4 protein-coding genes are annotated in these 3,981 nt (G+C 74.8%); 1 reads left to right on the top strand and 3 read right to left on the bottom strand.

The features are described 5' to 3' along the window. Window positions 1-112 (bottom strand): NAD-dependent epimerase/dehydratase family protein (locus tag ACZ34W_RS38480; RefSeq protein WP_465611132.1); only part of this gene is annotated, 112 nt, incomplete at its 3' end. Further along, window positions 109-1,212, bottom strand: a complete 1,104-nt coding sequence (gene galT, locus ACZ34W_RS38485; protein WP_465611126.1) for a galactose-1-phosphate uridylyltransferase — start codon at window positions 1,210-1,212, stop codon at window positions 109-111. The genes ACZ34W_RS38480 and galT, both read right to left, overlap by 4 nt. Before the next feature lie 521 nt (window positions 1,213-1,733). Here galT and ACZ34W_RS38490 point away from each other — a divergent pair. Continuing rightward, window positions 1,734-2,549: a DeoR/GlpR family DNA-binding transcription regulator gene (locus tag ACZ34W_RS38490; protein ID WP_465611128.1), complete on the top strand. Its 816-nt coding sequence runs from the start codon at window positions 1,734-1,736 to the stop codon at window positions 2,547-2,549. A 140-nt stretch (window positions 2,550-2,689) separates the two neighbouring features. Here ACZ34W_RS38490 and ACZ34W_RS38495 read toward each other — a convergent pair whose 3' ends face one another. Beyond that, window positions 2,690-3,547 (bottom strand): DeoR/GlpR family DNA-binding transcription regulator, encoded by an 858-nt coding sequence (locus ACZ34W_RS38495; protein WP_465611130.1) that lies wholly within the window; start codon window positions 3,545-3,547, stop codon window positions 2,690-2,692. Between the last annotated feature and the right edge of the window lie 434 nt (window positions 3,548-3,981).

Genomic DNA, 3,981 nt, shown 5'->3' on the forward strand with positions numbered 1-3,981 from the left:
AGAGGTCGTCCAGGACGGTCACCTGGTGTCCCGCCTCCAGCAGGTGGGCGGCGACCACGCTGCCGACATAGCCGGCGCCACCCGTGACCAGGTACCTGCGGGCGGCGCTCATGACGCCACCTCGCGCAGTCGCTCGGCGGCCGTCTCGGGCGACACGTCGTTGACGAAGGCGTCCATGCCGGACTCCACGCCGGCCAGGTACTTCAGCTTGTCGGCGGTCCGCCGGATGGTGAACAGCTCCAGGTGCAGGGCGAGCTCCGCGCCGTTGGTGGCGGGGGCCTGGTGCCAGGCGGAGATGTACGGGGTCGGCGCGGCGGGCCCGTCGGCGCCGGGTGCGGTGAACAGCCGGTCGAAGCGGCGCAGCAGCTCCAGGTAGACACCGGGGAACTCGGCGCGCTCGGCCTCGGTGAGCCGGGTGAGGTCGCCGACCCGGCGGTTGGGGTAGAGGTGCACCTCGTAGGGCCAGCGGGCGGCGAACGGCACGAAGGCGGTCCAGTGCCGGCCGGTGAGGACGGTGCGCCGGGGGTCGCCGCGTTCGGCGTCGAGCAGGTCCTCGAAGAGGTTGCGGCCGGTGGCGGCCCGGTGCTTCGCGGCCTGCTCCACCATCCGGGCGGTGCGCGGGGTGGCGAAGGGGAACGCGTAGATCTGGCCGTGCGGGTGGGCGAGCGTGACGCCGATCTCGGCGCCGCGGTTCTCGAAGCAGTAGACCTGCTCGACGCCCGGCAGCGCGGAGAGTTCGGCGGTGCGGTCGGTCCAGGCGTCCAGGACCAGCCGGGCGTGCGCCTCGTCCAGGGCGGCGAAGGACGACTGGTGGTCGGAGGTGAAGCAGACGACCTCGCAGCGGCCGGTGCCGGCCAGGGCGGTGCGCAGCGGGTCGCCGGCGGCGCCCTCGGGGGCGGGGCTGTCCGCGGCGAGCGAGGGGAAGCGGTTCTCGAAGACGGCGACCTGGTAGTCGGCGTCGGGGATCTCGCTGAACCGGCCGTCGCGGGACGGGCAGAGCGGACATTCGTCGGCCGGCGGCTGGTACGTCCGGGCCTGGCGGTGGGCGGCGACGGTCACCCAGGCGCCGGTCACCGCGTCGCGGCGGATCTCCGAGCGGTTGGCCGGGGCCTCCAGGGGGCGGAGGTCCGCGGTGCCACGCTGGGCGGGCACGTCGCTGTCGAAATAGATCAGCTCGCGCCCGTCGGCGAGCTTGCTGGTCGTCCTGATCACGGCTTCCTCTCGGCGGGGGTCCCGGGCGGCGAGTGCCTCGCTCCGCCAACGGACTGTGGCACCACATAATCAAACATAAATGAGCAAAAAGCAACGGTGGTGAATCGGGAACCTACGGCGAGCCTGGCACGGCGGGCGACGGCCGCGCCAGGACGGACACGCGGGGCCCGAGGGGCCGGTGCCGCGGGCCGGGCGGACGCCGGGGAAGCGGGCGGGTCCAGGCGGTTTCGCGGGTCGCGACGGTGCCCGAGGGGGCGCGCGGGCGGCCGCCGGGCGCGCCCGGCGGCCGCCCCAGGACGTGCCCGGGCCGCGGTTCGCCGCAGCAGCGGGCCGAGGACGGCCAGGTCAACACGTTCCACCAGCAGCGGGCGGGCGAGCCCCGGACACGACCGGAAGGAGGCGCTCCGCCGTTCGATCCTGTTATCCCCTGCGCTACGTTGGTGGCCGGCAGACCCGGCCGACGGCGCACAGGCGCGCCGCGCGCGGCCGTGGGCGGGACAGGGACCGGAACGGGGAGCGTCGTGGCGGATCAGGGCTTGCTGGCGCAGCAGCGTCGGGCGCTCATCCTGGAGTACGTCCGCAGGGACGGCGCCGTCCGGGTCGCCGACCTGGTGGAGGAGCTCGGCGTCTCGGACATGACCATCCGCCGGGACCTCGACGCGCTCGCCCGCAGCGGCGGAGTGGAGAAGGTCCACGGCGGCGCCGTCGCGGTGACCGGACCGACCGCGACCACCGACGAACCCGGCTTCGAGGCCAAGTCCACCCGGGAGTCCGCGGCCAAGGCGGCCCTCGCGGACGCGGCCGCCGCCCTGGTCGAGCCCGGCACCGTCGTCGCGCTCTCCGCCGGCACCACGTCCTTCGCCGTCGCCTCGCGACTGCTCACCGTCCCCCGCCTGACCGTCGTCACCAACTCCCTGCCCGTCGCCGAGCTGCTGCGCACCGCCCGCCGGGAGCTGGGCGACGCGGCGCCGACCCTGCTGGTCACCGGCGGCAGCCCGACCCGCTCGGCGGCGCTGGTCGGGCCGCTGGCCGACCAGGCGGTCCGCAGCCTCCACATGGACCTGCTGATCCTCGGCACGCACGGGGTCTCCGAGCAGGCCGGGCTCACCACCCCCAACCTCGCCGAGGCCGAGACCAACCGGGCCCTGGTGGCCGCCGCGCGCCGGGTGGCGGTGGTCGCGGACCACACCAAGTGGGGTGTGGTGGCGCTGAGTTCCTTCGCCACCCTTGCCGACGTGGACTGCTTCGTGACCGACGACGGGATCTCCGGCCAGGCCCGCGCGGTGCTGGAAGACACGGTCGGCGAACTCGTCGTCGCGCCCGTCCCCAAGGACTGACCCGTTCCCGAGGACCGACCGGTCGTCCTCCGGCGGGGCCGGGTGTCCGCGGTCGGCGGTGTCGTCCGATCCGGTCCGGCTGCCGCCCGAGGTGGCGCCACGGGGGGACCGGGCCCGGCCGTGTCGCCGCTCCGCGGCGGTCACTCCGGCGGCCGCGGCCCCCGCGGGAGCGGGCCCGGCTTCCTGCCGTCGTTCTCCGGGGCGGCGCCGGGGGTGGTGATGATCAGCTTGCCGACCCGCTCCGCGAGGACGGCACGGGCCTGCGGCGGCATCCCGCCGTCGGTGACGAACCAGCCGATCTGGTCCAGGTCGGCGAAGGTGCTGAGCCCCGTGACGCCCCACTTGGTGTGGTCCGCCGCCACCGCGACGCGGCGGGCGCGCGAGATGAACATCCGGTTGGCCTGGGCCTCCGCGAGATTGGGGCTGGTGAGCCCCTCGTTCTCGGTGACCCCGTGGGTACCGAGGATCAGCAGGTCGACGTGGAGCGAGGCGATGGCCTGGTCGGTGATGGGTCCGACGAGGGCCTCGGAGGGCGTCGCACTGCCGCCGGTCAGGAGCACGACGGGCGGCCGCTGGACGGTGTCCGTCGCGCCGCGCACCAGGCGCTCGATCGGCAGCGAGTTGGTGAGGATGGTCAGGTCCGGGACGTTCAGCAGCTGGGTCGCCACGGCGTGCGTGGTGGAACCGCCGCTGAGGGCCACCACCGTGCCGGGTTCGACCAGGGCGGCGGTCGCCTCGGCGATGGTGGCCTTGGCCGCCGATTCGAGGGTGGACTTCACCTCGAAGCCGAGTTCCTGGGCGGTGCCGGCGGTGACCGCGCCGCCGTGGACCTTCTCCACCGCCCCGGACCGCGCCAGGGCGTCGAGGTCGCGCCGGATCGTCATGTCGGAGACCCCGAACGCGACGGACAGGTCGGACACCCGCACGGCGCCGTCGCGCCGGACCGCCTCCAGGATGAGGGCGCGGCGCTGCTGGGCGAGCAGCCCCTGATCGGGCATCACCATACTGTGGTCAGCTCCCTCGGGCGGATCGGATACGGCTCCATCGAGACGGTCCCGTCGAGGACCGCTCCGTCGAACGCGGTTCCGGGACGGGCCCGGTGGTGAGTCGGAGGCCATGCGGCTGGTACGGAACTGCCGGTGGCACCCGGTCCAGTCGGGTACCACCGGCAGTCTGCGGCGAGCGGGCCGACCCTCGGCGGCCCTCGCCCCTCCCCACGGGCGCGACCGGAGCGGTCCGTTCGTCGAACGGGCGCCGCCGGCCGGGCGGGTGCGGAAGTCGGCTGACCCGGCACGGCCTCCGGGCCGATCGGTCCGGAGGCCTGGGGCCCGGTGTCTAGGCGGGGAGGCCGATGGCGCGTTCGCCGTTGCGGCGCTGCTGGATGACGACGGCGGCGACGAGGAGGGCGCCCTGGGCGACGTTCTGCCAGAAG

The organism is Kitasatospora sp. NPDC022856 (assembly GCF_055561235.1).